At 76.3% G+C, this 23,069-nt stretch carries 22 protein-coding genes; 13 read left to right on the forward strand and 9 right to left on the reverse strand.

Features of this window, described 5'->3' with window-relative positions:
* Positions 1 to 56: 56 nt before the first annotated feature.
* From VKV23_03310 to dapE, 3 genes are read left to right on the forward strand one after another with little or no spacing between them, the layout of a single operon-like run.
* Positions 57 to 1,193 carry an aminotransferase class I/II-fold pyridoxal phosphate-dependent enzyme gene (locus VKV23_03310; GenBank protein ID HLI15065.1) on the forward strand — a complete coding sequence of 379 codons (1,137 nt, stop codon included), beginning with the start codon at positions 57 to 59 and terminating at the stop codon, positions 1,191 to 1,193.
* A 39-nt stretch (positions 1,194 to 1,232) separates the two neighbouring features.
* Positions 1,233 to 2,060: a 2,3,4,5-tetrahydropyridine-2,6-dicarboxylate N-succinyltransferase gene (locus VKV23_03315; protein ID HLI15066.1), complete on the forward strand. Its 828-nt coding sequence runs from the start codon at positions 1,233 to 1,235 to the stop codon at positions 2,058 to 2,060.
* Positions 2,061 to 2,075: 15 nt separating this feature from the next.
* A complete protein-coding gene (gene dapE / locus VKV23_03320) occupies positions 2,076 to 3,149 on the forward strand; it encodes a succinyl-diaminopimelate desuccinylase (protein ID HLI15067.1) in 1,074 nt (357 codons plus the stop codon).
* Here the strand turns inward: dapE and lexA are convergent, their stop codons facing one another.
* Positions 3,150 to 3,776 carry a transcriptional repressor LexA gene (gene lexA / locus VKV23_03325; protein ID HLI15068.1) on the reverse strand — a complete coding sequence of 209 codons (627 nt, stop codon included), beginning with the start codon at positions 3,774 to 3,776 and terminating at the stop codon, positions 3,150 to 3,152.
* 210 nt (positions 3,777 to 3,986) lie between these two features.
* Here lexA and VKV23_03330 point away from each other — a divergent pair, with 210 nt between their 5' ends.
* The 10 genes from VKV23_03330 to VKV23_03375 all read left to right on the forward strand — a co-directional run bounded on the left by VKV23_03330 (position 3,987) and on the right by VKV23_03375 (position 10,491).
* Positions 3,987 to 4,427, forward strand: a complete 441-nt coding sequence (locus VKV23_03330; protein ID HLI15069.1) for a LysM domain-containing protein — start codon at positions 3,987 to 3,989, stop codon at positions 4,425 to 4,427.
* 9 nt (positions 4,428 to 4,436) lie between these two features.
* Entirely contained in the window at positions 4,437 to 4,934 is a 498-nt protein-coding gene (gene nrdR / locus VKV23_03335) for a transcriptional regulator NrdR (protein ID HLI15070.1), read from the forward strand.
* The gene (locus VKV23_03340) at positions 4,927 to 5,637 is read left to right on the forward strand and encodes a PIG-L deacetylase family protein (GenBank protein ID HLI15071.1); all 711 of its coding nucleotides are present in this window, start codon (positions 4,927 to 4,929) and stop codon (positions 5,635 to 5,637) included. The genes nrdR and VKV23_03340 overlap by 8 nt, the downstream gene beginning before the upstream one ends.
* A complete protein-coding gene (gene dinB / locus VKV23_03345; protein ID HLI15072.1) occupies positions 5,634 to 6,962 on the forward strand; it encodes a DNA polymerase IV in 1,329 nt (442 codons plus the stop codon). The genes VKV23_03340 and dinB overlap by 4 nt, the downstream gene beginning before the upstream one ends.
* Positions 6,963 to 6,996: 34 nt before the next feature.
* Entirely contained in the window at positions 6,997 to 7,359 is a 363-nt protein-coding gene (locus tag VKV23_03350; GenBank protein HLI15073.1) for a DUF3040 domain-containing protein, read from the forward strand.
* Between the two features lie 8 nt (positions 7,360 to 7,367).
* A complete protein-coding gene (locus tag VKV23_03355; GenBank protein ID HLI15074.1) occupies positions 7,368 to 7,673 on the forward strand; it encodes a hypothetical protein in 306 nt (101 codons plus the stop codon).
* Between the two features lie 39 nt (positions 7,674 to 7,712).
* Positions 7,713 to 8,240, forward strand: a complete 528-nt coding sequence (locus tag VKV23_03360; GenBank protein HLI15075.1) for an HNH endonuclease — start codon at positions 7,713 to 7,715, stop codon at positions 8,238 to 8,240.
* Positions 8,241 to 8,353: 113 nt separating this feature from the next.
* A complete protein-coding gene (locus VKV23_03365; protein HLI15076.1) occupies positions 8,354 to 8,944 on the forward strand; it encodes a hypothetical protein in 591 nt (196 codons plus the stop codon).
* A gap of 170 nt (positions 8,945 to 9,114) precedes the next feature.
* A complete protein-coding gene (locus VKV23_03370) occupies positions 9,115 to 9,339 on the forward strand; it encodes a DUF2892 domain-containing protein (GenBank protein ID HLI15077.1) in 225 nt (74 codons plus the stop codon).
* 219 nt (positions 9,340 to 9,558) lie between these two features.
* A complete protein-coding gene (locus tag VKV23_03375; GenBank protein HLI15078.1) occupies positions 9,559 to 10,491 on the forward strand; it encodes a sulfite exporter TauE/SafE family protein in 933 nt (310 codons plus the stop codon).
* Between the two features lie 33 nt (positions 10,492 to 10,524).
* Here VKV23_03375 and VKV23_03380 read toward each other — a convergent pair whose 3' ends face one another.
* From VKV23_03380 to VKV23_03415, 8 genes are all read right to left on the reverse strand, one after another.
* Complete coding sequence (locus tag VKV23_03380) at positions 10,525 to 11,484, reverse strand: NAD-dependent epimerase/dehydratase family protein (GenBank protein ID HLI15079.1); 960 nt, start codon at positions 11,482 to 11,484, stop codon at positions 10,525 to 10,527.
* A gap of 45 nt (positions 11,485 to 11,529) precedes the next feature.
* Positions 11,530 to 12,366, reverse strand: coding sequence for a glycoside hydrolase family 16 protein (locus tag VKV23_03385; GenBank protein ID HLI15080.1), 837 nt, complete (start codon positions 12,364 to 12,366; stop codon positions 11,530 to 11,532).
* A 185-nt stretch (positions 12,367 to 12,551) separates the two neighbouring features.
* The gene (locus VKV23_03390; GenBank protein HLI15081.1) at positions 12,552 to 12,926 is read right to left on the reverse strand and encodes a hypothetical protein; all 375 of its coding nucleotides are present in this window, start codon (positions 12,924 to 12,926) and stop codon (positions 12,552 to 12,554) included.
* Positions 12,923 to 15,592, reverse strand: coding sequence for a glycosyltransferase (locus tag VKV23_03395; GenBank protein HLI15082.1), 2,670 nt, complete (start codon positions 15,590 to 15,592; stop codon positions 12,923 to 12,925). The genes VKV23_03390 and VKV23_03395 overlap by 4 nt, the downstream gene beginning before the upstream one ends.
* Entirely contained in the window at positions 15,589 to 17,991 is a 2,403-nt protein-coding gene (locus VKV23_03400; GenBank protein HLI15083.1) for a hypothetical protein, read from the reverse strand. Before VKV23_03400 ends, VKV23_03395 begins: the two co-directional genes overlap by 4 nt.
* Positions 17,988 to 20,750: an HAD hydrolase family protein gene (locus tag VKV23_03405; protein ID HLI15084.1), complete on the reverse strand. Its 2,763-nt coding sequence runs from the start codon at positions 20,748 to 20,750 to the stop codon at positions 17,988 to 17,990. The genes VKV23_03400 and VKV23_03405 overlap by 4 nt, the downstream gene beginning before the upstream one ends.
* A complete protein-coding gene (locus VKV23_03410; GenBank protein HLI15085.1) occupies positions 20,747 to 22,150 on the reverse strand; it encodes a glycosyltransferase in 1,404 nt (467 codons plus the stop codon). Before VKV23_03410 ends, VKV23_03405 begins: the two co-directional genes overlap by 4 nt.
* The gene (locus VKV23_03415) at positions 22,150 to 23,037 is read right to left on the reverse strand and encodes a glycosyltransferase family 2 protein (GenBank protein HLI15086.1); all 888 of its coding nucleotides are present in this window, start codon (positions 23,035 to 23,037) and stop codon (positions 22,150 to 22,152) included. The genes VKV23_03410 and VKV23_03415 overlap by 1 nt, the downstream gene beginning before the upstream one ends.
* Positions 23,038 to 23,069: the final 32 nt, after the last annotated feature.

A 23,069-nucleotide genomic window follows, 5' to 3' on the forward strand; every position in this document is an offset into this window, starting at 1 on the left:
TGGCCGGGCGGACGGCGCGGGCAGGGCGCCGGGGCCCGGCGGGGAGCCGCGCGCCGATGAGCGCGCCCGCGCCCTTCGAGGTGCCGGTCTACCCCTTCGACCGCCTCGCCCCGCTCGCGGCCCTCGCGCAGGCGCTGCCGGGCGGCCTCGTGGACCTCTCCGTCGGCACGCCGTGCGACCCGCCCCCGGCCGCCGTCGTCGACGCCCTCGCGGATCCCGTCTCGGCCCGCGGCTACCCCGCCGGCGTCGGGTCGCCGCGCGTGCTCGACGCGGCCCGCGGGTGGCTCGAGCGGCGCTTCGGCGTCTCGCTCGAGCGCGGCCAGCTCGCGGCGTGCGTCGGGACGAAGGAGCTCGTCGCCGGGGTGCCGCACTGGCTGCGGCTGCGCGCGCCCGAGCGCGACACCGTGCTCTACCCGGCCGTCTCCTACCCGACGTACGCGATGGGGGCCGAGCTCGCGCGCTGCCGGGCGGTCCCGGTCCCGGCGCGCGAGGACGGCACGATGGACCTCGACTCGATCGCGGCGCGCGACGCCGAGCGGGCGCTGTGCCTGTGGCTGAACAGCCCGTCGAACCCGACCGGCGCCCTCGACGACCTCGCCGCCGCGGCGAGCTGGGGCCGGGCGCGCGGGGTGCCGGTGCTGTCCGACGAGTGCTACGCCGAGTTCACCTGGGACGGCCCGCCGCGCACCATCTTGGCGACCGGGCTCGAGGGCGTCCTCGCCATCCACTCGATCTCGAAGCGCTCGAACGCGGCCGGCCTGCGCTTCGGCTTCTACGCCGGGGACCCCGACCTCGTCGGCTTCCTCTCCGAGCTCCGCCGCCACGCCGGCTTCATGGTGCCCGGCCCCGTGCAGGCCGCCGCGGCCGTGGCGCTCGACGACGACGCGCACGTCGAGCTCCAGCGCGAGCGCTACCGCCGCCGCCTCGAGCGCGTCGTGGCGATCCTCGCCGCGCTCGGGGTGCCGGCTCGCCTGCCGGCGGGCGGCTTCTACCTGTGGGTCGCGGCGCCCGAGGCGGCGGGAGGCAGCGAGGACCCGGCGTGGTCCTTCGCGCGCCGCCTCGCCGAGCGCGCCGGCGCGCTCGTCAGCCCCGGCGAGTTCTACGGCAGGAGCGCCGCGCGCTACGTCCGACTCGCGGTCGTCCAGCCCGACGAGCGCATCGAGCTCGTCGCCCGCCGCCTCGGCGTCGACTGACGGCGAGGCGCTAGCGTGCGCCCCTCGGGGAGGAGGCAGATGCAGGACCTGGCATCGGCGATCGGGGAGCTGTGGGAGCGACGCGAGACGCTGCAGGAGGAGGACCCGGCGGCGCTCGCCACCGTGAGCGAGGCGATCGAGCTCTTGGACACCGGGGCGGCCCGTGTCGCCGAGGTGGACGCGGCGAGCGGCACGGTCGTCGTCCACGAGTGGCTGAAGCAGGCGATCCTGCTCTTCTTCCGCTTGCGTCGCGTCCAGACGGTGCCGCTCGGCCCGTTCGAGTTCGCCGACAAGCTGCCGCTCAAAACCGGCTACGAGGCCGCCGGGGTGCGGGTCGTCCCCGGGGCCTCGGCGCGCTGGGGTGCCTTCATCGACCGCGGCGCCATCCTCATGCCGAGCTACGTGAACATCGGGGCGCGCGTCGGGGCGGGGAGCATGGTCGACACGTGGGCGACGGTCGGCTCGTGCGCGCAGATCGGCGAGCGGGTGCACCTCGCGGGCGGCGTCGGCATCGGCGGTGTCCTCGAGCCGCCGAACGCCGTGCCGGTCGTCGTCGAGGACGACGCGCTCGTGGGGAGCCGCTGCATGGTGACCGACGGGGCGCGCATCGGTCGCGGGGCGGTCCTCGGCGCGGGCGCGATCCTCAACCCCTCGATCCCGGTGATCGACGCCGAGACCGGCGAGGAGCTCTCCCGAGGGGTGGTGCCGCCCTGGTCGGTCGCGGTCGGCGCCTCGCGGCGGCGCACCTACGGTGGGGGCGAGTTCTTCCTCCCGTGCGTGCTCGTCGTCAAGCGGCTCGAGGAGGGCGAGCGCCACGACAAGGCGCAGCTCAACGAGCTGCTGCGCACCCACGGCGCCTCCGCGTAGGCGCACGGCGAGCTCGTGGACCTGCTCGCGCTCACCGCCGAGCTCGTCGCGATCCCCTCGGCGAGCGGGCACGAGCGCGCCCTCGCGGACCACCTCGAGGGGCTCCTGCGCGCCCGCGAGGCGCTCGAGGTCGTCCGCATCGGCGACAACCTCGTCGCCCGCTCGCCCGACGCACTCGGCCTCCGCCTCCTGCTCGCCGGGCACCTCGACACCGTCCCGCCCGCTGGCGGCGGACCCGTGCTCGACGGCGACGTCCTCTACGGGTGCGGCAGCGCGGACATGAAGTCGGGCCTCGCCGTCATGGTCGCGCTCGCCGCGCTCGAGGGCGCGTCCTGCGACCGCACCTTCGTCTTCTACGCCCGCGAGGAGGTCGCTCGAGCGGACTCGGGGCTCCTCGAGATCGAGGCGGCCCGCCCCGACCTCCTGCAGGCCGACGCCGCGGTGCTGCTCGAACCCACCGCCGGTCGGGTCGAGGCGGGGTGCCAGGGCGTGCTGCGTCTCGGGGTGACCCTGGCGGGCCGCCGGGCGCACAGCGCCCGCCCCTGGACCGGCGTGAACGCCATCCACCGCGTCGCGCCGCTCCTCGAGCGCGTCGCGGCGTTCGAGGAGCGGCGGCCCGTCCTCGATGGCTGCGAGTACCACGAGACGCTCCAGGCGGTGTCGATCGAGGGGGGCGTGGCGGGGAACGTCGTGCCGGACGCCTGCCGCGTCGTCCTCAGCCACCGCTTCGCCCCGGACCGCTCGGGCGGCGAGGCCGAGGCGGCGCTCGCCGACCTCCTCGCCCCCGCGCTCGAGCCGGCCTTCGGCGACCGGGTCGAGCGCCTCGAGCTCGCGCCGGCCGCCCCGCCGCACCTCGACCACCCGGCGCTCGCCGCCCTCGTCGCGGCGAGCGGCACGGCCCCGGCGGCGAAGCTCGGCTGGACCGACGTCGCCTTCTTCGCCGAGCGCGGCGTCCCGGCGGCGAACTTCGGCCCCGGCGACCCGCTGCTCGCGCACCGCGAGGACGAGCGCGTCGGGCGCGCCGAGCTCGAGGCGGTCTACGAGGCGCTGGCGGGCCTCCTCGGGCGCGGCACGGCGAGCCCGTGCTAGCTACAGCCGACGCAGGACCGCGACGACCTTCCCGTAGATGGTGACCTCGTCCGGCGCGAGCACGAGCTCGTCGTAGGCGGGGTTGGCCGGCCGGAGGACGACGCTGGCCCCCCGCCGGGCGAGGCGCTTCACGGTCGCCTCCCCGTCGGGGATCCCGGCGACGACCAGCTCGCCTGGCTCGGCGCTCGGCTGGCGCCGGACGACGACGAGGTCGCCGTCGAGGATCCCCTCGCCGACCATGGAGTCGCCCCGGACGCGCAGCATGAACAGCTCGCCCGAGCCGGTCAGGTCGGCCGGGAGCGGGACCACGTCCTCGACGTCCTCCTCGGCGAGGACCCCGGTGCCGGCCGCGACGCGCCCGACGAGCGGGACGTGGGTGACGGGCCGCAGGCGCCGCGGCGTTCCGGCGATCGGCTCGCGCGAGACGGTGATCGCGCGCGGCTTGGTCGGGTCTCGTCGCAGGTAGCCCTCGCGCTGGAGGACCTGGAGGTGGGCGTGCACCGTCGAGGAGGAGGTGAGCCCGACCGCCTCCCCGATCTCGCGCACCGAGGGGGGGTAGCCGCGCTCCTCGAGCTGCGCGGCGATGAACTCGAGGATCGCCCGCCGCTTGCCGCTCAGTACTGCCACGTCGCCCCCCTCCGCTGCCGATACCGCCGGCGCCACCGTAGCGGCTGTCACAGCGCCAGGCAAACATCTGTTCGTGAAACGTGTGTTCGAAGGAGTGTTGACGTCGAACAGGTGTTCGTGACAGGATCGCCGCGAACGCCGAACAGGTGTTCGATGAGCGCCGGACGGGCCGTGGGCAGTCGCGGCGCGGTCGGCGGAGGAGGTCGAGCGATGGCCGCGCTCGTCGTCGGTGGCACGCACCGGCTCGGCGCCGCGGGCAGGGGCGCCCACCTGCGCCTGCTCGAGGGAGGGGCGGGCGCGAGGCGCCCGGCGCGCGACCCCCGGCAGGGCGCGTGGCGGGCACGGGCCCGCAGCGCCGTCGCCGGTCTCGCGACGCTCGGCGCGCTCGTCGGCCTGTGGTTCGGCGCCGGCGCGCTGCGCTCCCTCGGCGCACGACCGGCGGCGAGCCAGGTGGGCGGCGGGAGCTGCCGCTACGTCGTGCGCGAGGGCGACACGCTCTGGTCGATCGCCACGCGCGCCGAGCCGGGGGGCGATCCGCGCCCCCTCGTCGATCGGCTCGCCGCGCAGGTGCACGGCGCGGTCCTCCTCGCCGGGAGCGAGCTGGCCGTCCCCTGCGGCGCGCCGCGACGGCGTCCGGTCGCCACCGGCTAGCGTCACCTCGTGCGCTGCCCGCGCTGCGCAGCTTCCGATGACCGCGTCGTCGACTCGCGCGAGGTGGACCTCGGGGCGGCGGTGCGGCGCCGGCGCGAGTGCCGCTCCTGCGGCTACCGCTTCACGACCTTCGAGCGCATCGCCGGCAGCGCCCTCGTCGTCACGAAGCGCTCGGGCCAGCGCGAGCCCTTCCTCCGGGCGAAGGTGGCGTCGGGGGTGCGCGCCGCGTGCAAGAACCGGCCGGTGGGCGAGGACGTCGTCGACGCGTTGGCCGCCGACGTGGAGGCCGCGCTCGCCCAGGTCGGCCCCGAGGTGACGAGCCAGCAGATCGGGATCGCGGTGCTCGACCGCCTGCGCGCCGTCGACCACGTCGCCTACCTGCGCTTCGCCAGCGTGTACAAGGGCTTCGAGGAGGCCGGGGACTTCGCGCGCGAGGCCGGCCTGCTCACGAAGACGACCGCGCCCAAGCACCACTTGAATCCGCCGGACGACCCGCGCCGTGGCTGAGCTCGTCGCGGGGGCGCCGTCGCGCGCCCTCGCCGTCTACGCGCACCCCGACGACGCCGACGTCTCGTGCGGGGCCACGCTCGCGGCCTGGGCCGAGCAAGGCTGCGAGGTCCACGTCGTCGTGTGCACCCTCGGGGAGAAGGGATCGCCCGACCCCGCGGCGGACGCCGGCGAGCTCGCCCGGCGGCGCCGGGCGGAGGTCGCCGCCGCGAGCGCCCTCCTCGGCGTCGCCGAGGTCCACCCCCTCGGCCACCGGGACGGGGAGATCGACAACGACCTGGCGCTGCGCTTCGAGCTCGTCTCCCTCATCCGGCGCCTCCGACCCGACGCGCTCGTGTGCCCGGACCCCACGGCCGTCTTCTTCGGCGAGCACTACTACAGCCACCGCGACCACCGCGTCGTCGGCTTCGCGGCGCTCGACGCCGCGGCGCCGGCGGCGGCTGCGCCGCTGTACTTCCCCGAGGCGGGGCCGCCGCACCCCGTCGAGGTCGCCTACCTCTCGGGGTCGCTCGAGCCGAACGCCTACGTCGACGTCTCGTCGACCATCCGGCGCAAGGTGGAGGCCGTCCTTCGCCACGAGAGCCAGCTCGAGGGCTCGGGGCGCCTCCTCGCCGAGGCGATCGAGGAGCGGGCGAGCGCGGCGGGGCGGGTCGCCGGCGTCGCCTTCGCCGAGGCGTTCCGCCGCCTCTACCTCGGCCGGTGACGGTGCCCGACGAGGGGGGCGGCGGGGCGACCGACGTCCTCCACGTCGACATGGACTGCTTCTTCGCGCAGATCGAGGTGCTCGCCGACCCCTCGCTTCGCGCCCGGCCGGTCGTCGTCGGGGGCACCGGCGGGCGCGGCGTCGTCGCCTCGGCCTCCTACGAGGCGAGGGCCTTCGGCATCGCCTCGGCGATGCCCATGGCCGAGGCGCGTCGCCGCTGCCCGTCAGCTGCCTTCCTGCCCGTGCGCCACGAGGCGTACGCAGCGGTGCACCGGCGGCTCGTGGCGCTGTGCGCCTCGGTCACCCCGCTCGTCGAGCCGGTGGCGCTCGACGAGGCCTACCTCGACGTGTCGGGCGCGCACCGGCTGCTCGGGCCGAGCCCGGCGATCGCCATCGAGCTGCGGCGCGCGATCGCGGCCGAGCTCGGCCTGGTGTGCTCGGTTGGCGTCGGGCGGACGAAGCTCGTCGCCAAGCTGGCGTCGCGCGCGGCCAAGCCGAGCGTCGACGCGGGCACGTTGCGGTCGGGGCCCGGGGTGCGGGTCGTGTCGCCGGCGCGCGAGCTCGACTTCCTCTGGCCGCACCCCGTCAGCGCCCTGCCCGGGGTCGGGCCCCGCGCGGCCGGGCGGCTGCGGCAGGTGGGCGTCGAGACGGTCGGGGAGCTCGCCGCGCTCGAAGCCGAGCAGGTGCGCCGGCTGCTCGGGCGGGCGAGGGGCGACGTGCTCCACGCGCTCGCGTGGGGGCACGACCCGCGCCCGGTCCGGCCCGAGCGCCCAGTGCGCTCGATCGGCCGGGAGGAGACGTTCCCACGCGACGACGCGTGCCGCGACTCGCTCGCGCGCAAGGTTCGCGAGCTCGCCGCCGCCGTCGCCGAGCGCTGCCGGCAGGAGCACGTGCTCGCCAGGACCGTGACGCTGAAGGTGCGCTTCGGCGACCTCGCGACGACCACCCGGTCGGTGACCTCCCGGCGCGGGTTCACGACGGCGGCCGAGATCGCCGCGGCCGCCGGCCAGCTGCTCGGGAGCGTCGACGTCGAGCGCACCGTGCGGCTCCTCGGCGTGAGCGCCTCGGGGCTGTGCCCGCTCGAGCTCGCGCCCGGGCACCAGCTCGACCTCTTCGGCGCCGCGGGGGCCACGAGCGACGGGCGCCGGGGCGAGCTCGAGGCGGCGACCGCCTCGATCCGCCGCCGCTACGGCGAGGGCGCGATCGGGCCCGCTGCCGAGGTCGCGCGAGGCGCTCGGCGGGCTCGCTCGGGCGCGCCGAGGGCGGCGCGCGCCGTTGTTGGCGCGACGGGCGCGCGCGACAATGTGCCGGGATCTGCGGGCTGAGGGCTGGGCGATGGCCAGCCGAGGAGGGGAGCGGGTGCCGCTTTCCGAGGAAGAGCAGCGCATCCTGCAGGAGATGGAGCAGAAGCTCTACGCGGACGACCGCGCGTTCGTCACGCGGGTGCGCGCCGAGGCGAGCCGCTCGCTCGCCAGCCGACCGCTGCGCTGGTCGGTCCTCGCCTTCGTCGCGGGGCTCGCCGTGCTGCTCGCTTCCTTCCGCTCCTCCCTGCTGCTCGGCACCCTCGGCTTCCTCGTCATGGTGGTCGCCGCGCTGGCCTTCGAGCGCAGCGCCCGCCAGGCGTTCGGCCCTGCCGACGGGTCCGGCCGCGGGCGCCGTACCCGCTCGGGCGACCTGCTCGCCTCGCTCGCCAGCCGCCTGCGCGGGCGCCGAGGACGCTGAGCAGGTTCATGGACGGCGGGGGGCGCGCGCGGCGCCTCCGCCTCCTCCCCGCCGTCCTCGCCGTCGTCGCCCGACCGGACCTGTGGCCGACGGCGCTGCGGCTCGTGGCTTCGCTCGCTCCCGACGGCTGGTGGCGGCGGGCGCCGTTCCTGCCCGTGCCGGACCGGCGCTGGCTCGCCTTCCGCCTCACCACCGCGTACGGCGCGCCGGACGCGACGCCGCGCCCCGCGGACGTCGTCGAGCACCTGGCCTGGCTCCGGGAGGAGCGGCGCCTCCTCGCCGCCTACCGCCGGTGGCGCCGCTGGTCGCGCTAGCCTCCCCGAGCATGCGAGGCGACGCGGCGCCGTTCGACCATGCGTGACGCGTTCGGGCGCTCGCTCGTCCTGAACGCGACCTTCGAGCCGCTCTGCGTCGTCTCCTCGCGCCGGGCGCTCGTCCTCGTCCTCGACCGCAAGGCGGAGATGGTGCACGCGACCGGCGTCGTCTTCCGTTCGGCGCGAGCGGCCTACCCCGAGCCTTCGGTCGTGCGCCTCGGCCGCTACGTGCGGGTGCCGCGCCAGACCAGGCTGGCGATCACCCGCCGGGCCGTGTTCGCGCGCGACGGCCATCGCTGCCAGTACTGCGGCGCGCAGGCGGAGAACATCGACCACGTCGTGCCGCGCAGCCGTGGCGGCGCGCACAGCTGGGACAACGTCGTCGCCGCCTGCCGGCGCTGCAACGCGGCGAAGGAGGACCGCCTCCTCGAGGAGGCCGGCCTGACCCTGCGGCGCCCGCCGCGCCAGCCGCGCTCGCGCGTGTGGCTGCTCGCCGCGAGCGGCGACATCCACGAGGACTGGGGGCCGTACGTGGCGCCGGTCCTCGAGCACGCGGTGGGCCTCTGACGCTGCGCCGCGCGCCAGCGCCCCGCCGGGTCGGCACCTGGCAGCTCCTCGAGCGCGTCGGCGAGCCCGCGGCGCTGCTCGAGCGGCCGGAGCCCTGCGGCGCGCGCCTCGCCGTGCTCGCCCGGCCGAGCGCTCCCGGCCTCGTGCTCGGGTCGAGCCAGCGGGAGGCGGACGCCGACCGGCAGGCGTGCGCGTCGGCTGGGTGCTCGCTGGTGCGCCGCCGGAGCGGCGGCGGCGCCGTCCTCGTGGCACCCGGGCGCCAGGTCTGGCTCGACGTGTACGTGCCGCGCGGCGACCCGCTCGACGAACGCGACGTCGTGCGAGCGGCGTTCTGGCTCGGCGAGCTGTGGCGCGAGGCGCTGCGCCCCCTCGTCGGCGCCGGTTCCCTCGCCGTGCACCGCGGGGGGCTCGCGCCCGGCTCCTTCGGCCGGCTCGCCTGCTTCGCCGGCCTCGGGCCCGGCGAGGTCACCCTCGCAGGCCGCAAGGTGGTCGGGATCTCCCAGCGGCGGGACCGAGCAGGGACGTGGCTGTCGTCGCTCGCGCCGATCGCCTTCCGACCGGAGGAGACGGCGTCGCTGCTCGCCCTCGACGCGACCGAGCGCGCCCGGCTGCGCGCCGAGCTCGCGGCGAGGGTGCACGTCCTCGCCCTCGAGGCGGGCGTCCTCGAGCTCGCCCTCCTCGAAGCCCTCGCAGCGCTGGCGTAGGCCGGCGGAGGACGAGCCGGGCCCGCGCTCGGGCGCCTCGAGGGCGCCGACGCGGGAGCCGCGGCGAGGGACCTTCGGTCCTTTCTCCACGGACCGGGAAGGCGGCGAGGCCGGGCGTCGTTGCTCATCGTCAGATACCGGGTGGGGTATCACCCGGAGGAGGTGGTCCGATGCGACTGATCCAGTTCCTGGAAGGCGCGACCGGCCGGCTCGCGCGCGTCGTCGCGGGCGCCGTGCTCGTCGGTCTCGGCGCGTGGCTCGGCACGACCGACGGCGGTGGCTGGTGGGCACTGCTCGCGGTGGGCCTCGTCCCCCTGGCGGCCGGGCTCGCGAACGTGTGCCTCCTCGCGCCGCTCTTCGGCGCGCCGGTGCGGCACGCTCCGCGCTCGGTCTGAGCGCGCCGGCGCCGGGCGCGCGCACCGGCCGTGGGTCCTGGGGAGGGGCGGCGTCGACCCTGCCGCCGTGGCCGGGGGCGGGCGGCCCGGCCCGCCGCTCGCCGTCCCCGAGCGCTCCGGGCGCCCGTCCGGCTCGCCGAGGCGGTCCGCCAGCGAGCGCGCCGGCGCGAGCCGGGTCGCCGGCGCGCGCGGGCGGCGCACGGTGGAGGGTAGGTAGTCGTGGACCTGCTCGTCTCGCTCGACCTGTGGAGCCCCCGTCACGGGCTCTCGCTCGGCGTCGTGGTCGTCACCGCCATCGTCCTCGGCGTCGTCCATGGCGTCACCCCGGACGAGCACACGTGGCCGATCACCTTCTCCTACGCCCTCGGTTCGTTCTCCGCCCGCCGGGGCATGCGCGCCGCCCTCAGCTTCTCCGTGTCGTTCACCTTCCAGCGTGCGCTGCTCTCCGAGCTCGCCTACCTCGGGCTCATCCACGTCGCCAACGACCCCACCTACAACGCCCTCATCTACGTGGTCGTCGGCGCCGTGATGGCCGCTGCCGCCTTCTACGTGCTGCGGCTGCGCTGCGCGCTGCACCTGCACCTGTGGCCGCCGAGGATCGGCAGCTGCCACCGTCCGAGCCACGCGGCGACCGCCGAGTGGTCCGGGCGGACGCCGACGCCGGCGATGGCAGCGGTGCACGGGTTCATCGCGGGCTGGGGCCTCGGGGCCTTCGCCCTCGTCATGGCGAGCGTCCTGGCGCCGGCCATGCCGTCGGCCGCACTGGGGTGGGTCCCCGGCGCTGCCTTCGGGCTCGGCACCACCGCGGTCCTGGCCGGCGCGGGCGCCGTCATCGGCTCGCTCGTCCGTCACCAGCGTCTGCCCGCCGAGCTCGCCGAGCGCGTCGCGCAGGAGGGGGCGGGCTGGACGCTGCTCGTCGGCGGGGCCCTCTTCGCGGGGGCCGGCGGGGCTGGGCTCGCCGACCCCGCCGTCATGACGTCGGGGATCGCGACGGGGCTCCACGTGCACAACCTCGACGAGCTCGGCGTCGGGACGCTCCTCGTCGTCCTCGTCGTCCTCGTCGCCGCCGTGACGATCGCCCGGACCGTCCACCGGTTCCGCCGTCTCGGGTCGGCCGGAGGCGGCCGGTCGGCTGTCGAGGGGCGCGCCTGAGCGTGGCGTCGCGCGGCGGGGTCCGGACGGGTCCTAGGAGGCTCGCGCCGGTGTGCGAGCCGAGGCGCGCGCGTGCTCGAGCACCGCGGCGAGCCCGGCCGTCAGGCTGGTGGCGGGCCGCCAGCCGAGCAGGCGTGCGGCGCGGCTCGAGTCGAGCGCGCTGGCGCGCACCTCGCCGACCCGGGCCGGTCCGTGGAGCGGGGGCGGCGCACCCCTCGCCAGCCGGGCCATCGCCAGGTAGAGCTCGTTGACCGAGGTCTCGCGGCCCGTCCCGATGTTGAAGGTCCCCTCGGCCTCGCTCGTTGCGGCTCGCACGAAGGCGTCGGCGACGTCGTCGACGTACACGAAGTCGCGCGTCTGGCCCCCGTCGCCGAAGATCGTGGAGGGGCGCCCCGCGGCGAGGTTCGCGGCGAAGATGGCGACGACGCCGGCCTCGCCGCTCGGGTCCTGGCGGGGACCGTAGACGTTGGCGAGGGCGAGGGCGGCCGAGCGCAGGCCGGCGAGGCTGCGGTAGGCGGCGAGGTAGTCGAGCAGCGCGCGCTTCGTGATCCCGTAGAAGGAGGTGGGGCGCTGCGGGTGGTCCTCGGCGACGGGCAGGCACGCCCGGTCGACGTCGCCGTAGAGGGTGCCGCCGCTCGCCGCGGCGACGACCTTGCGCACCCCCGCCCGGCGCGCGGCGTCGAGGACGCGCACGGTGCCCAGTACGTTCACCGTCGCGTCGCGCGCGGGGTCCGCGATCGAGGCGGCGACGCTGGCTTGGGCCGCGAGGTGGAAGACGACCTCCGGTCGGCGCTGCGCGACGAAGGCGGTGAGCGCGTCCGAGCAGATGTCGATCTGCTCGAAGCGCGCCCCTGCCGCGATCGCGCCCGCGAGGTTGGCGAGCCGCCCGGTCGACAGGTCGTCGACGACGTCGACCGTGTGGCCGTCGGCCAGCAGGCGGTCGGCGAGCGTCGACCCGATGAAGCCGGCACCGCCGGTCACGAGCGTGTGCATCTCAGTCTCCTTCCGGTCCGTCCCTGCCCGGCGCAGCCCGCAGGCTCACCTGCGCTGCCAGACGCGCACGTAGTCGAGCCGCAGGCTCGCCGGCCAGCGCGTCCCGACGTCGGTGCTCGGCGTGCCGAGCGTGGCGAGGTCGGCGATGAGGTACATCGGCGTCGAGACGGAGACCTCGGCCTCGAAACGGCGCACCCCGTCGACGTACCAGGTGATCGACGTCGGCTCCCAGTCGACGGCGAAGGTGTGGTAGCCGGTCGACAGGCTCGGGTCCTCGACGATGGCGTGCGGGTGCGAGCCGGGCCGGTCGTGGACCCCGAGCATCGCCTGGTCGGGGTTCGACCCCCAGACCTCGAAGAGGTCGATCTCGGGGGGGAAGGCGTGGTCGGCCGGGAGCATCCAGACCGCGGGCCACAGCCCGGTGCCGGTGGGTAGCTCGGCGCGCACCTCCACGTAGCCGTGCTCGAAGGCGAAGTGGCCGCTCGTCTGGATGAGGCCCGACGTGAAGGGCCGGCCCGCGGCGGGCCCCGGGCGTGCCGTGAGCGAGGCGACGCCGCCGCCGACGGCCACGTTGGCCGCCTCGTACCACTCGGTCTCGGGGTTCCCCTCGTTCGTGCAGCCCCAGTCGTAGCAGGTGGACCAGCGCGCCGTGTCGAGGGCGCTCCCGCTGAACTCGTCGTCGAACACGAGGTGCCAGTCGCCGGCGAGCCCGGGCGGCCGCGCCGGCGGCGGGGCGCTCGACGGCGCGAGCTCGGCGGGCGGGATCGGCGCGTGCCGGGTCGCCTGCGTGGCGCCCGTCGCCGGGGGGGAGCGCCGGGGCGCCGGCGGCGGGCTCGCGAGCCACAGGACGCTCGCGGCCGCGAGGCCGGCGAGGGCGAGCACGGCGGCGACCCGAGCCGCCCGCGCCCGCCCGCCCCGGTCGGCCGGCCGAGGCGCCCGGGGCCGTCGCGGCGCCGGCGAGGCGAGCCGACGGCGCGTCGGCGGCGCGTCCACCCGTGGTCGGCGCGCGGCACCGCTGGGCGCTCGCGCCTCGAGGAGGCGCGGCGCTGCGCTGGGGGCGCCGGTCCTCACGGCGAGCTCCTCGGTCGGCGCGCGACGCGCCCGGCGACGAGGACGCCGGTCAGCCCGGCGAGGCAGGACAGCACGGCGAGCGCGCTGAAGGCGTGGCCGAGGGAGAAGCCGACGCTCACCACGGTGGCGAGCGAGAGACTCGCCGCGACGGCGAGGACGGCCCGTTCGAGGCCGGTACCGAGCTCGACCAGGCGGACGAGGGCGTAGCCGGGGACGAGACCGACGAAGCCGAAGGTGGCGAGCGCCCGCCAGGCGACCGGCGCGTGCGCCGCCACGGCGAGCACGGCGAGCGCGGCGCACAGCGCGAGCAGCCCGTCCGCCGGTGCGACGCGCGCCGGGCGCCCGGCGGCCTCCCTGGCCGCGGGCGTCACGGCGTGCCCCTGCTCGGGTGGTGGACGAGCTCGAGCGCGAGCACGGTCGGGGTGGACACGACGACGCGGAAGTGGCCCGAGGCGAGGACCTGCGAGCGGATGCGCGCCAGCGATCCCGGGGGCAGCAGGCCCTGCTCGCCGATCACCGCCGCGTCGGTGGCGGTGAGCAGGAGGTAGGCGTGGCGGTAGGGGCGCATCGCGCGCAGGAGGGTGCCGACGGGATCCGCGAGGAGCCGCTCGACGGCCTTCGGCCCGACCTGCGTGTACCAGTAGGTCGTGTAGTGCTCGTAGCCGTGCAGCGGCCAGGTGTCGTCGCCGACGAGGCCCGTGACGTACGAGCCGGGCGGCGCCAGCGCGTAGAAGCGGGCCGTGGCGGCCACCTCGTTCGGCGAGAAGTAGTTGACGCGCTCCTTGCCGTAGTAGGAGACGGCGAAGGCCGCGAGCAGCGCGCCGGCGACGGCGAACTTCGCGCCGTCCGCGAGGCGCGAGGCCCGCCGGCGCGCCGGGTGGAAGGCGGCGGCGCCGAGGAGGGCGAGGAAGGGGAGCGCGAACAGGTAGACGCGAAAGACGATCTCGCCGCCGTAGCTGTTGCCGAGCAGGGCGGGCACCGGCGAGACGCACAAGAGCGCGGCCGCGAGCCAGGAGCGCCGGCGCTCGGATCGCCAGTTCCGCCAGACGCCGACGAGGGCGACGAGGCAGATCCAGGCGGTGAGCAGGCGGTCGACGCGCGAGATGAGGAGCTGGTCGGGGCTCGCGTAGGCGGCGTTGAACTGGTTGACCGACGCGTTCGAGAAGAGGTCGCCGAGGCCGGCGCTGAGCGAGGGGAAGTTGGTGGCGATGAACGTGTGCCCGGCGAGCAGGACCCAGGCGGCCGAGACCGCGAGGGCGACGGCGGGCAGCGACCGGTAGTAGAGGCGGCGGCCGAGCGCCAGGGCGGCGAGGGCCGTCACCACCATGAACGGCGTCAGCTGGTGCGTGCAGGCGATGGCGAGCGTGCACAGGAGGACGAGGCCGTACGCGGCGCGCCGTCGGCGCCGCGCCGTCGGGTCCGCCGCGCCGTGCTCGCCGACGTCGTGCCGCCCCGGCAGGTAGCGCAGGCAGAGCGCGAGGACGACGAGGTAGAGGAAGAACGCGAAGCCCTGCGGCGAGAAGTAGTCCTGGCCGATCCAGTTGCCGAGGTAGAAGAGCCACAGCGCCGTCCAGCGCAGCCGGACGTCGCTCGTGAAGGCCCCCGAGATGAGCGCGAGCGGCCCGGCGTAGGCGAGCTCGCTGACGAAGGGGGCGAGACCGGCGTAGCCGAGCGCGGACGAGAGCCCCGAGCCGCTCGTGAGGGTGGCGTTCAAGGTGAAGAAGCCGGGCCAGTCCTGGTAGGCGACGAGCGACGGGATCGGCTGGGTGAGGTCCACGCCGTGGGTGTCGATGACGAAGCCGGTGATGGCCACGTGCTTCCAGGCCCAGGAGTAGCGCAGCGTCCCGTACAGGAGCGCCGGCGTGAGGTGGAGCACGGCGAGGAGTGCGACGAGGTGCGCCGCGAGCAGGAGCGGGTGCGCCGGTGCCCGGCGGACCCACCAGGCGAAGCCCGCCGTGAGCAGGCCGAGGCTGAGGAAGTACGCCGCGGGGAGCACGGAGACGAGGCCGAAGTCGCTCATGCGCGCGAGGTCGACGCCGTGGACGAGGACGTGGACCCACAGCGCGAGCGCCCCGGCGAGCACCGCCAGTCCGGCCACCGGCGCGAGCGAGAGCCGGCCGCGCAGGTAGCCCGCGAAGGTCGCGCCCGTCCCGGCGAGCGCCGCGACCGCGGCGAGCCCCCGGCTCGGGCGCCCGCGCGCCGCCTCGCCGAGCGAGGCCGCGACGGCGCGGGGCACGGTCGAGACCAGGTAGCTGCGCTCGTCGGCCAGGGCGCGGGAACGGCCGGCGAGGCGGACCACCTCCGCCTTGGAGCGGCCCTCCCCGTAGCAGCGGCGGAGGAAGTAGCGCCACGTCCCCCGGGCGGGCGGGACCCGGTGGTGGACGACGGCGCCCGGCTCGTAGACGAGGCGGACGCCGTTGCCCGAGCGCTGCGCGCGGATGCACAGCTCCGTCTCCTCGCAGCCGGCGCTGTTCGTCCCGTTGCGCCCGAGGCGCTCGCTGAAGCCGCCGAGCGAGACGAGCAGGTCTCGCCGGAACGACATGTTCGCGCCGACGAAGTTGCGCACCGGCCTCGTCGAGGAGGGCATCCCGGCGTGGCTGCAGCCGACGACCCAGTCGAACGCCGGCGGGAACCAGTCGGGGCGCCTGGCCGACCACCTCGGCACGACGCGCCCGCCCGCGCCCACGACGCCGGGCTCCTCGTAGGCGGCGAGCAGACGCTCGAGCCAGCGCTCGTCGGCGGCGGCGTCGTCGTCGAGGAAGGCGACGACGTCGCCGCGGGCGCGCGCGATGCCCGTGTTGCGCCCACCCGACAGGCCGGCCGGCCCGGCGTTCTCGACGACGAGGGCGCGTGGGAACGCGAGCCGGGCCCGTTCGAGGAGCGGCGGACAGTGGTCGATGACGACGATCACCTCGGTGGGCGGCCGGGTCTGGCGCAAGGCGGAGGCGACGGCTGCGCACAGGTCGTCCCAGCGCTCCTCGGTGTACGCGCAGATCACGACCGAGACGCGCAGGCCGAGCGCCGCGAGGGTGGTCACCGGGCCAGCACCGCCTCGAGCACCGGCTCGACGTTGGAGGCCCACCACAGGGCGTGGCGGTGGTAGCGGCGGGACTTCTGGAGGTTCCCGGCGACGTGGTTGAGCCAGGTCCACAGGACGAGCTCGCGGTGGTCGATCGGGCTCGCAGCCACCGCCGGTGCCGCCTCGCCGAGCACGGCGTCGTCGGGCCAGTCGGGCTCGGCGAGCACGCGGCGGACGAGCTCGCCGAGCTGGCAGCGGCGCGTCTCGCAGTAGAGCGTGCCGACCCACGCGAGCACGTCGAGCTCGGCGAGGCCGTGTGGGTTCGCCTGGCCCCAGTCGAGGACACCCGTCACGCGCAGCGCGTCGGGCGCGAGCAGGACGTTGCCGGGCGTGAAGTCGCCGTGGGTCCACGACAGCCGGACCACCTTCCCGCGGGCCGCGTCCCGCAGCCGGCTCCCGAGGCGCTCCAGGGCGTCGGCGTGGGCCACGGGGACGTCGCGCCTCGGATGGGTGCGCGCGAGCAGGTCGAGCTTGGGCGTGAGGATGCCGTCGAGGAGCGTGTCGTCGAGGAGCCGTGGCGCCGCGGTGGCGGCGTGGAGGCTCGCGATGGCCTGGAGCCCGGCGCGCGCGACCCTCGTGCGCAGCCACGGCGCGCCGAGGACGAGGAGCCTCGCCGAGACGCCCGGGAGCGCCGGCTGGACGACGAAGCTCGGCTCGCCGTCCCCCTGCAACGACGGCGCCGGCAGCAGGCTCCGGAAGGCGCGCAGGCGGTCGTCGGAGCCGAGCGCCTCGAGGACGCGCTGCTCGGCGAGCAGCTCGGCGAGGGCCCGGTCGCTGCGGGGGACCTTCACCACGGCGAGCGGGACGCGCGCCGGGCTCTGCAGCAGCAGGACGGTGAGGTCGGAGGCGCTCGGCGCCACGTGCAGCTCGGCGATGCGGCGCGACGTACCGAGGCACTCGAGCGGCAGGTGCGAGACGAGCTGGGGGAGCAGCCGCGACGCGAGCCGGCGCGCCTCGCGCACCTGGCGCGGTCGGCGCAGCGGGTTGTGGAGGTCCGGGAGGGAGCGGCGCACGAGGAGGCGTGCCGCGCCGAGCCGCGCGGCGGCGACGGGCCGCGGCCTGGCGGCCCGCGCCGGCGCGGCGAACAGGACACGGCCGAAGGCGGGGAGGACGATCGCGGCGACGGCGCACTGGGCGACGAGCCAGGCGAGCCCGGCGGCCGCGATGCCGAGGTGGTCGAGGAGGGCAGCGGTGAGCCCGATCACCGAGGCGCACAGGCCGAGGTCGAGGAGGAAGACCAGCCGGGTCCGGCGCTGCACCCGCAGCGCGCCCACCGCGGTCGAGTTGACGATGAAGGGGAGGGACGAGAGCGCGAGCAGCCGCAGCGTCGTCGTCCCGGTCGCCGCGTAGGAGCGGCCGAAGAGGGAGAGGATCGCGGGCGCGCCCGCGACCACGACGGCGACGGCGGGGACGAGGAGCTTCGTGAGGTGCACGATGACGCGGCGGCACTGCGGCCCGAGCTGGCGCGCGTCGGCGGCGGTCTCGACCACGAGCGACAGGCCGATGTTGATGCTGACGAGGTAGAGGGCGTAGGCGATCACCCACGAGAGGCTGAAGGCGGCGCTCACGGCCGGGCCGGCGTGCTCGATCACGAGGAGCGGGAGTAGGAGCGTCGCGGTGAGCCAGCACAACGACGCGAGGTAGTCGTAGGGGACGTAGCGGACGAGGTCGTGGAGGCGCACGTCGCCCTCCGGGGAGCGCCGCTGCTGGCGCGGGATCGCCCGGCCGAAGAGGTAGAGGTTCGTCGGCACGACCGTGGCGAGCGACGCGAGCGTCCAGGCGACGAAGATGCCCGCACCCTTGAAGCTCGCCGCGAAGGGCAGGACGAGTCCCGCCTTGAGGAGGGAGAAGCCGGCGTTCTCCACCGGCACCCACGGCGCCCGCCGCAGGCCCGTGAGGGCCCCGTCCTCGAGGACGAAGATCGCCCACACCGCGGTGGCGAGCGTCCACCACACGACCATCAGGTGGTCGCGGCGGATGAAGTCGAGGCGCCCGGCGAGCTCGGGCACGAGGAGGGCGAACCCGAGCGCCAGCACGACGGCCACGACGACGGCGAGCGCGTAGCTCGAGACGACGAAGCGCAGGATCTTGCGGCCGGCGGTCGGGATGAAGCGCGTCAGCGCGCTCGTCAGATTGAGCTGCGCGACGCCGCCGAGGAAGGTCATCGTCGACAGCGCCGCGGCGTCGCGCCCGACGTCGGCCGCCGGGTAGCCGCGTGCCGCCAGCACCCAGAACGCCATCCCGATGGCAGACGTCGCCATCGAGCTGAGCACGAGGGCGTGCCCGTTGCGGAAGAGGGGGTCCCGGAGCTCCTCGAGGAGCGCCGGCCGCCGCAGCGCGTGGCCTGTCCGGCTCACGAGCCGTCCCGGAGCCTGGCGCGAAGGGCGAGGAGGCGCGCGAGCCGCAGCGGGACGCCGCGCAGGCCGGCCTCCCGCAGCGAGAGGAGCTCGAGGAGCGCTCGTGCGGGCGGCGCGCCCGGCGCCAGTGCGCAGCGCTCGCAGCCCCCGGGTCGGTGGCCGAGGAGCCGGCGCACCGCCTCGGCGAGGCCTGCCTGGTAGGGGTCGCGGAGGACCTGGGCACCCGCCTCGGCGAGCGCCGGCGCAGCGTTGGCCGGGGCGAGGGCGAGGCTGGCGAGCGCGAGCATGCCTGCGTCGGCCTCGCTGTCGCCGACGGCGAGGGCGAGGCGCGGCTCGGCATCGACACCGCCGGCGCCGAGCAGCGCGCGCAGTGCGACCGCCTTGTCGCAGCCGCGCGCGACGAAGTCGGTCTGCTCCTCGCCGTAGACGGGGACCACCTCGTCGCGGACGCCGGCCGCGTCGACGAGGTGCGCGACGAGTGCCGGCTCGAGCCCGACGCGCCGGCCGCCGGGGCCGCGGCGGTAGGCGCGCACCGAGCGCCGGTAGCTCGCGTCGATCACGACGTCGGGGCGCGCGTCGCAGGTCTCGCGCAGAGCGTCGAGCGCCGCGCGCTCGGGCGGGTGGAGCAGCTCGCGCACCGAGGCGTCGCGCCCGTCGTGGACGACCCCGCCGTACTCGCCGACGCCGCCGGGCAGTCCCCAGGCGACACAGCGGTCGACGACCTCGTCGAGGCTGCGCCCGGTGGCGAGGACGACCCGGTAGCCGTGGGCGCGAAGGGCGCGCAGCGCCATCGCACCGAGGTGGGTCGTGGCCGGGAAGCCGAGCACGGTCGTCTCGAGGACGCCGTCGAGGTCAAGCGCGCACCACGGCCCCTCGGGCGGCGGATCGAGGTCGGCGAGGTAGCGCTCGTGCACGAAGCGCTGGAAGGCGCGCGCCTGCCGGCGAGCCGTCTCGTCCGGGTCGAGCTCAGCGAGGCGTCGCAGGTTCCACAGGTGGACGAGCTGGAAGACGAGCCAGCGCTCGGGCTCGACGCGCCGGCCGCTCGCCGCCTCGAAGGCGGTGCGCAGCGCAGCGGGGAAGGCCGGGTCGCCGGAGGCGCTCGCGCAGGCCGCGAGGTCCGCGGCGACGTCGTAGCTCGCGAGGTCGAGGTGGCCGCCGGACCCCTCGGCGAAGTCCTCGCGTACGGCGGGGCGGCGCCAGTCCGTGAGGAACCAGCCGCCGCGCGCGGCCGGTCCGTCGGTCACGGCCGGCACGCTCGCCTCCACGAGCCGTCTCGCCACCGGCTCGCTCACGAGCGGGCGCATCGCGAGCTCGAGGGGACCGAGCGGACGTCCGACGAGGCGTGCTGCCACCTCCCAGACGGGCTGACGTCCGGCGAGGAGCGCGGCCCGGTCTCGCGCGACGCCGAGTGCTCGCTCGCGCTGCGCGGCGTGCGCGGCGACGAGCGGCGCCACCTCGGCGGTCAGGCGCTCGCCGTCGAGTCGTCGGGCCTCCGGCAGCTGACGGTGGTAGAGGACGCCGTCGACGAGACCGATGACGGGCGCGAAGAGCGACGGCGCGGCCGTGGCGAGGGCCACGGCGCGCCTGCCGAAGTAGCCGAGGCCGACGCCTTGCGCCACGACCGGCTCGATGCGCACGACCGAGGCGTCTCGCCAGCGGACGCGAAAGGCGCGCCGCAGGTGTCCGCGCGCGGGCCGAGTGGCCGGACCCAGCGCCTCGATCTCCTCGACGACCGCCGCGGGTCCGAGCAGGCGAGCGAGCGAGCGCGCCACCTCCTCGGGGCGGAACTGGCGATGGCACGCCCACTCGTCGAAGGGGAGCACGAGCGCCGGGATCCCCCCGAGGGCGTCGGGAAGGCGCGCCTCGGCATCGAAGGATGCCAGGGCGAGCACGAGCTGGGACGGCTGCACCCGGGCCTCGCAGCGCAGGCCGTCGACGACGGCAGCGAGGGAGCGGCCGCTCTGCGGCGGGTCGTCCACGACGAGGACCGAGCCGCCGCGCGCGGCGCAGCGGCACAGGGTGGCCCGCGCCGAGGGCGCCACCGGCCAGCCAGGCCGAGCCGAGGCGACGCCGACCTCGCGAAAGCCGAGGCGCGCGAGGCCGGCGGCGAGGAGCGGGGCGAGGTACGAGCCCGAGGTGCGCACCCCGACGACGGTGATCGGGCGCGAGCGGTCGGGCCAGCGTGCCGCGTAGCGCGTGGCGAGCTCGACGAGGTCCGCCGGTCGCTGGTCGAAGCTGTGGAAGCACGACGGTGGCCGCAGGACCTCGCCGGCGTACCGGGCGCCGAGCGGCGCGAGCGCCTCGACGAGCGCGCTGCCGTGCTCCTCGAGGCGCGCGGCGAGCATCGGGGTCGCCCCGTCCCCGCCGCCGACGACGAGGCCGGCGAGCTCGGCGAGGAGCCGCTCGAGACCTGCGAGGGCACTGGCTTCGACGCGTCGCTCGCGACGGCCGACGGCGGAGGCAGCGCGCTCGGCCAGCCGCGCGCCACGCGCCGCGGCCGCGGCGGTCCGGCCCTCGCGCTCGCGGGCGTAGGCCGCGACGCGCCGCAGGAGGCGCCGTGCTGGCGGGCAGGCGTCGGCGAGGACCTGGTGGACGCCGGCGGCGAGGAGGTAGGCGTCGAGCCAGTTCCGCGCCGTGAGCTCGTCACCGAGCATCGAGACGAGCGCTTCCAGGTCGCCCAGCAGGTCGAGGGGCGCGGCGCGCGTGCCGAGGGGGGCACCCTGCTCGCCCGGCGCGACGTCGCGTACGACCGTGGTCATCGGGTGTCGCCGGCCCGGCGGAGGCGGTGCCGGCTGCGCAGGTAGGCAGCGGGCCCGGCGAGGATGCCGCGCCGTTCGAGGCGCGACAGTGCCGCCGGCCATGCCGGCGCGCCGGGTACGAGACGAGCGAGGTCGCCCTCGGCGATCGCAGCGGCACCGGAGTGCCTGAACGTGTGGACGAGGGCCTGGGGGAGGCGGCCGGCGAGCGCCGCCGCGACGCGAGCGTCCTTGAGCGCGACGCTCGTCACGTAGGCGCCGAGTCCGACGCCGTAGCCGTAGGCCTGGCGGGCGAGCGCCGCCGGCTCGCGGTGGTGACGGTGCCACGCGATCGCGGCGGGCTGGTACGCGAGCGCGGCGCCCGTCTGGAGCACGCTGAAGAGGGCGGCGAGGTCGTCACCCCCCATCGCCGGGGTGCCGGTCCCGAGCGCCGGGTCGAACCCGCCGATGTCCCGCAGCAGCCGGGCGTCGAACGCCATGCTCGCGCCCGAGCCGAGGCGCCCTGCGGAGAAGGGGAAGAGCGGATCGGCGGGGCGGCGGGTGGCCCGGTCGACGACGAAGGGGGCGAAGCCCTTGGCGAAGCGCCCATGGGCCTCGAGGAGCCACTGCGTGGGTGTCTCGAGCTCTGCAGGAAGGATGAGGCCGGTCGCCGCCCCGACGGCGGGGTCCGTGACGAACGGTTCGACGAGGGCGCTGAGCCAGCTGCGGTCGACGACGACGTCGTCGTCGGTGAACGCGACGACGTCGCCCTGCGCCTCGCTAAGCGCTCGATTGTGGGCGGCGCCGAGCCCGCGGCGGCGCTCGCGCACGTAGCGGGCGGTGGCGACGCCCGCGAAGCGACGCTCGCACGCGACTCTCGTGTCGTCGCTCTCGGGGTCGTTGTCGACCACGATGATCTCGAACTCCGGGTAGTCGAGCGCGAGCAGGGAGTCGAGGCACCGCTCGAGCTGGCGCGGCCGCTCGCGTGTGGCCACGACCACCGAGGCGGGCCGCGCCCGGGCGAGGGCCTCGCGCCGGGCTGCGAGGCACCGGGGACGTGGGCACGGCGCGGGTCGCCAGAGCTCGAGGGGACGGACCGGGACGAGGCCGTCGGCGCGCAGGTGCGCGTCGATGGCCGGACCGAGCGCCGAGGAGACCGCCTCGCTCCAGGAGCGAGGAGGCTCGGGCGCGGCCAGGTCGAGTGCCACGACGCCGAGCGGATGGCCGTGGAGGCGGACGAGGACGAGGGCCGTTCGTGCCTGGCGCGCCACACCGTCGCCGGCGCTCGATCGCCCGGGGAGGAGGCTGCGCAGGCCGGCCTCCAGGTGGACCTCGAGGACGGCGAGGGGGAAGCAGGTCGTGGGCGATCCGACGGCAGCGCCTCGCTCCTCACGAGCGCGTGGCGCGAGGGCACTCGTCGCCATCACTCGGGGAGCGCCAGCGGGTCGTCGCCGCTCGCGTCCGCACGCGCGCGCCTCGCCTCGACGCGCTGCGCGATGAGCGTCCGCAGGACTCGCTGGCCGTCCCGGAAGCTGTGCAGGCTGGAGCGACCTCCTCGTCTCGGCAGCTCGAGGCTCGGGATCTCGGCGATGCGCAGGCCGGCGAGGAAGGCCCGCACCGTGAGCTCGGTCTCGATCTCGAACCCGGTCGACTCGAGGGCGAGGTGCTCGAGGAACCGCCGGCGGAAGGCGAAGAACCCGTAGCACAGGTCGGTGAAGCGAGACCCGTAGAGGAGGTTGGCGACCGCGAGCAGGCCGCGGTTGCCGATCCGCCTGAGGGGCGTGATGTCGAGGGAGCCGCCGCCGCCCACGAAGCGCGAGCCCTTCACGAAGTCGTAGCCGCGCTCGAGGAAGTAGAGCAGGTGGGGGATCTCCTCCGGAGACATGCTCCCGTCCGCGTCCATCGCGACGATGACCTCACCCCGAGCGGCGTGGAACCCGGCGCGCAGCGCGCACCCCTTGCCGCGGGCGGGTTCGGAGATGATGCGGATGTCGGGGCGGCAGGCGCGCGCCATCAGGCGGGTGGCGTCGCGGGATCGGCCGTCGACGAGGAGGATCTCGTCGACGCAGGCCGGCACGCGCTCGAGTACGTGCGCGAGGTTGCGCGCCTCGTTCTTCGCCGGGATGACGAGGCTGACGGCCGTCGCGTCTGCTCGTTCACCGGACCGGTCTGCGTGCTCGGGCGCGTCGGTGTCGGGCGGCAGAGGTGCGATCGCTGGGAAGCGGTCGACGCGCCCGTCGACGGCCGCCCGGCCAGCGTCGCGCGCGAGCGCCTTCTCGTGCGCTCCGTCGGCGAATGCTTGTGATGACACGGTGATGAAGCCCCCTCCTTGTGTGCTCGTTC

The organism is Acidimicrobiales bacterium, assembly GCA_035294085.1.
Classification (GTDB): domain Bacteria; phylum Actinomycetota; class Acidimicrobiia; order Acidimicrobiales; family Bog-793; genus DATGLP01.

Excerpts from the sequence above, each read along its gene's own strand:
- VKV23_03310 (HLI15065.1), top strand. The coding sequence starts at position 57 with ATGAGCGCGCCCGCGCCCTTCGAGGTGCCGGTCTACCCCTTCGACCGC.
- VKV23_03315 (HLI15066.1), top strand. The coding sequence starts at position 1,233 with ATGCAGGACCTGGCATCGGCGATCGGGGAGCTGTGGGAGCGACGCGAG.
- VKV23_03330 (HLI15069.1), top strand. The coding sequence starts at position 3,987 with ATGGCCGCGCTCGTCGTCGGTGGCACGCACCGGCTCGGCGCCGCGGGC.
- VKV23_03355 (HLI15074.1), top strand. The coding sequence starts at position 7,368 with ATGGACGGCGGGGGGCGCGCGCGGCGCCTCCGCCTCCTCCCCGCCGTC.
- VKV23_03360 (HLI15075.1), top strand. The coding sequence starts at position 7,713 with ATGCGTGACGCGTTCGGGCGCTCGCTCGTCCTGAACGCGACCTTCGAG.
- VKV23_03370 (HLI15077.1), top strand. The coding sequence starts at position 9,115 with ATGCGACTGATCCAGTTCCTGGAAGGCGCGACCGGCCGGCTCGCGCGC.
- VKV23_03380 (HLI15079.1), bottom strand. The coding sequence starts at position 11,484 with ATGCACACGCTCGTGACCGGCGGTGCCGGCTTCATCGGGTCGACGCTC.
- VKV23_03405 (HLI15084.1), bottom strand. The coding sequence starts at position 20,750 with ATGACCACGGTCGTACGCGACGTCGCGCCGGGCGAGCAGGGTGCCCCC.
- VKV23_03410 (HLI15085.1), bottom strand. The coding sequence starts at position 22,150 with ATGGCGACGAGTGCCCTCGCGCCACGCGCTCGTGAGGAGCGAGGCGCT.